The sequence below is a fragment of the Rhodococcus sp. EPR-157 genome (genome assembly GCF_001647195.1).
GTDB lineage: Bacteria > Actinomycetota > Actinomycetes > Mycobacteriales > Mycobacteriaceae > Rhodococcoides.
In genome coordinates this window covers 1-4139 of sequence record NZ_LVCV01000066.1, presented here as the reverse complement: position 1 = coordinate 4139, position 4139 = coordinate 1, and the positions used below count along the sequence as shown (strand labels likewise).

Annotated in this window: 3 protein-coding genes and 1 pseudogene; all 4 read right to left on the bottom strand. The window is 61.6% G+C overall.

All coding sequences use genetic code 11. The features are described from left to right. A pseudogene (locus tag A2J03_RS02835) lies at positions 1-205 on the bottom strand (hypothetical protein); the annotation flags it as partial. A 351-nt stretch (positions 206-556) separates the two neighbouring features. After that, positions 557-1627 carry a lipocalin-like domain-containing protein gene (locus tag A2J03_RS02830; protein ID WP_231912339.1) on the bottom strand — a complete coding sequence of 357 codons (1071 nt, stop codon included), beginning with the start codon at positions 1625-1627 and terminating at the stop codon, positions 557-559. A 35-nt stretch (positions 1628-1662) separates the two neighbouring features. After that, positions 1663-3150, bottom strand: a complete 1488-nt coding sequence (locus A2J03_RS02825) for an aldehyde dehydrogenase family protein (RefSeq protein ID WP_068369429.1) — start codon at positions 3148-3150, stop codon at positions 1663-1665. Beyond that, on the bottom strand, positions 3147-4139 hold a 993-nt coding region (locus tag A2J03_RS02820; protein ID WP_068369426.1), incomplete at its 5' end, for a homogentisate 1,2-dioxygenase. The genes A2J03_RS02825 and A2J03_RS02820, both read right to left, overlap by 4 nt.

Below are 4139 nucleotides of genomic sequence, written 5' to 3'. Positions count from 1 at the left end.
TCTCGGCTAGGCGTTCGTCCTTGTCCGGGATGACATTCACGCGACCGATCGGTGCCAGTGCGCTATCCGGCGATAGGTAGTCGGCGGTGCCATCCCAGTTGTTGGCTACGAACAACACGTCGGTCAACCCGGCCGGGGATGCGAAGGCCGGTGCAACCTGTACCCCCGTCGACACCAGCACACACGCGGTGGCTACTCCCAGCACACGACACACGGAATTCACGTGGACCTATCCCCCAATGGATTCGAAACGCACCGACACTGCACGTTATCGGACGTGCGAGCCCTGAATACGCAGATCCTCCTGTGACAAGTTACGAATTGTCGCGGTTCGACTTTGGACCGTGCGCCACTCGTGCCTTCGTTTCACGGATCGCAATAGCGCGGCTTCGCAGCGAGTATCGTTGCGGCGTAGAGGCCGAAGGTGGCCACGGCGCCTGGATGGCGTTGAGCTGATCGTGCACTGAATCCGCTCGTCATCTCGTTGCGAGAGTAGAACTGCGGAAATCCCTCAGGCAGTGCTTTTGGACGGCGAGGTGGCCGCTCGGTTGCGAGGTCAGTTCAGTGCGACGAGCTCGTGCAACGTGCGACCGGTGCGAACGTCGGTGATACCTTCGCGGAACACCGTGAGCTCGAACGTGGAATCGAAGCGGAAATAGCCCGGGTGCCCGACGAGTCGATACAGCAGCGGCCGGAAAGCCTTGTGCCCGGCGACGGGTACATCGCCGAGCAAGTCGTGTGCGTGCACGACTGTGTCGACGGTCAGCACCAGTTTCACGACACCGGGGATTTCGATTTTCAGCCACTCCGGATATTCACGATTGGCGACAGCGTTGTACTTCATCGGGCCTTCGGATACCTCCGCCTCACCCGAGCTCAAGATCACTTCACCCTTGTACGCCAACATCAATGGTCGGCTCTCGTGTCCGTTGAGCCTGTCTTGTGTCTTCACCAGTGCGTAGAGCAGGGAATAGTCGTCGTCGTACAGCCGTCCCCAGTGCCAGCGGTCGATGACACTCTTCATGTCACCGGCGCCCCAGTTGTGGTCGGCGTAGCCCCTACCTGTGACGGTTTTCGTCGCTGCTCCGATCGTGATCGACCCCTCGACACGCGCACGAGGAGCAGCGACAACCCAACCGAACACATCGGTTCCGCCGAAGAGTGTTTCACCTTCGCCGGGCATCCAGCTGGGGAGTTCGTTGTGGAATTGGAGATCGAAGGTGACGTCCTCTTCCGAGAGCGACAGGTGATGGATGGGCAGACTGCCGGGCGGGAACTCTGCCCAGGCATGATTGGGCCCGACCCTGACGTCGCAGGACGAAATCGATGCCGACGCCTGCCTCTTGGAGTACCGCTTGAAGATCTGGCGGCGGGACCCGTCCGGTGCGTAGATCAGGATCTCCACGCTGGGTTTGGCGACCAACGCGGGCTCCTCGGGTCGACGTAGATTGAGGAACCCGATGATGGTGTGACCGTCGTCGAGATGAGCATCGAAGTACCAGTGCTCGAACCCCGTACGGCTGCCCGGGACCGGATGGGCGCCGTTGTGCCGGGGTAGGACGGTGGTCAGTGTGGCGTCGGTCCTTCCGGGGCCGTTCCAGGTCTCGACTATCTCGGGCGATGTCATCTGCATTTCCTTCGTGTCGGTGGTGGATCGAGGCATCAGAGGCCGCCGAAGCCGATGTGCACGGTCTTTTCTTCGGTGTCGCCTTCGAGTCCGGATCGGCCCAGTTCACGGCCGATACCGCTGCCGGCACGGCCTCCCCAGGGCAGAGCCGGATCGGGTACACCCCAACCGTTGACCCAGACCGTTCCGACACGAAGCTTCTCGACGACGGCGTGCACCCGTGAGATGTTCTGCGAGTACACCATTGCGTTGAGGCCGTACCGGGTCGCATTGGCGATCTCGATTGCTTCTTCGGTGGTGCGGAAGCTGATCACCGTGGCAACCGGGCCGAATATTTCGTCTCGGGCGATCGTGAGGTCATTGGTGCCGCGGAACACCGTGGGTTGCGCATAGAGTCCTGGACCTGACTCACGTCGCCCCCCGCAGACCAACGTTGCTCCCTCGGAGACGCCCGAGTCGATGTACCCATTGATGCGCGCCAACTGCTTGGCGTTGACTATCGTTCCCATCGTCGATGCGTCGTCGAAGGGATCTCCGACGACGGCGCTTTCGGCAGCTGCAACGAGCCCGTCGAGAACCTTGTCGATGACGGATTCGTGGGCCAGCACCCGGGTTCCGGCGGCGCAGACCTGTCCCTGGTGGTAGAAGTTGCCCATTGCGATCCACGGCATCGCCGCATCGAGATCTGCATCGTCGAAGATCAACTGGGGTGCTTTTCCGCCGAGTTCGAGAACCAGTTTGCGAAAACTCTCGCCTGCGAAACTCTGGATCGACTGCCCTACACCAGGACTGCCGGTGAAAGAAACCTTGTCGACACCCGGGTGCGAGGCCAAGGACGCACCTGCCACGGGTCCGAGTCCGGTGACCACATTGACTACCCCGTCGGGAATACCTGCCTCGGCAGCGAGTTCGGCCAGTCTCAGTGTGGACAGTGAGGCGTCCTCGGCTGGTTTGACGACGACAGTGTTCCCGGCTGCCAGTGCAGGGGCCAGCTTCCACGCTGCGATGAGTGCGGGATTGTTCCAGGGCGTGATCGCGGCGACGACACCGAGTGGCTGACGAACGGTGTAGCCGAACCGGTTCTGCGGCCCGAAATTCGGCAGCGAGAAGGTCGAACCGGAGATCTTGTCGGCCCACCCTGCGAAGTGACGGAATGCCTCTGCGGCGCAGGGAATGTCGCCCCCGACCGAGTCGCGGAAAAGCTTGCCCATCTCGACCGCTTCGAGAGCGGCTAGGGTTTCGGCATCGGCCTCGATGAGTGCCGCCAGTCGAGTGAGGGCTTTGCCGCGCTCGGGACCGCTCGTTCTCGACCATTCGCCGTGTTCGAATTGTTCGCGCGCGGATCGAACGGCTGCATCCACGTCCTCCTGCCCTGCAGCAGCGATCTCGGCAACTACCTCACCGGTTGCTGGATTGGTCGAGGTGTATGTCGCGCCGTCGGACGCGGGGACCCGTGCGGCACCGATGCGAAGCAGCGGTTCGGGCAGATCGAACTTCGGTCGGGTGATATCGGCGGTGGTCATCGGGGATCTCCTGAGGATGTCGAGTCGGTGGGGTCGAATTTTCCTTGCAAGCCGCTCCACGAGGAGTCGTAGTCCGGTTGGCGATGGTGGGCGCTGTGCGCGAAGTCCGTCGTGACGAGAGGAAGCCGGGTCTCGAACATGAAGGCCAGGGAACCATCGAGCTTCTGGGGCACCAATTCTGCGGCCGAAGCGAGTGTGAACGTCTCCAGGTCCGGGCCGTGGGCTCCCCACATGTTGTGCAGACTGGCACCGCCGGGGAGGAATCCCTCGGCTTTGGAATCATGTTGTCCGCGGACGAGGCCCATGAATTCGGTCATCATGTTTCGGTGGAAGTGAGGTGGCCGGAAGCTGTGCTCAGCGACGTTCCACCGAGGAGGGAAAATGGCAAAATCGACGTTGGCCTGTCCGGGCCGCTCCGACGGAGAGGTCAGGACGGTGAAGATCGACGGGTCCGGGTGATCCCACCCCACGGTACCCATGGTGTTGAAGCGGTCGGTGTCGTACTTGTACGCGCTGTGCGTGCCGTGCCAGGCAACGACATCCAAGGGAGAGTGGTCGTAGTAGGCGGCCCAGAGCTGACCGCCGAACTTCTGAACCACCTGAACCGTGTCGCTGTGATCCTCGTATGCAGCAACTGGATAACAGAAGTCGCGTGCATGAGCCAGTCCGTTGGAGCCGATAGGGCCCAGTTCCGGCAACTCGAAGTAGGAACCGTAGTTCTCGCAGACGTACCCACTCGCGGTGTCCTCGTGTAGTGACACCCGAAACTTGACTGCCCTACCGATCACCGCGATTTCACCCGGTGCAACGTCGAGCAACCCGAACTCGGTGTGTAGGCGAAGCGCACCTGACTGCGGGACGAGGAGAAGTTCGCCGTCGAGATCGGCAAAGTATCTGTCGGACATCGACTTCGTCGCGTGATACATATGCACGGCAATACCGTTGCGGTCGAGAGCATTGCCGTTGGCGGCGATGGTATACATGCTGTC

Coding starts and splice junctions, on each gene's coding strand:
- A2J03_RS02830 (WP_231912339.1), bottom strand. CDS start 1,627: ATGACATCGCCCGAGATAGTCGAGACCTGGAACGGCCCCGGAAGGACC.
- A2J03_RS02825 (WP_068369429.1), bottom strand. CDS start 3,150: ATGACCACCGCCGATATCACCCGACCGAAGTTCGATCTGCCCGAACCG.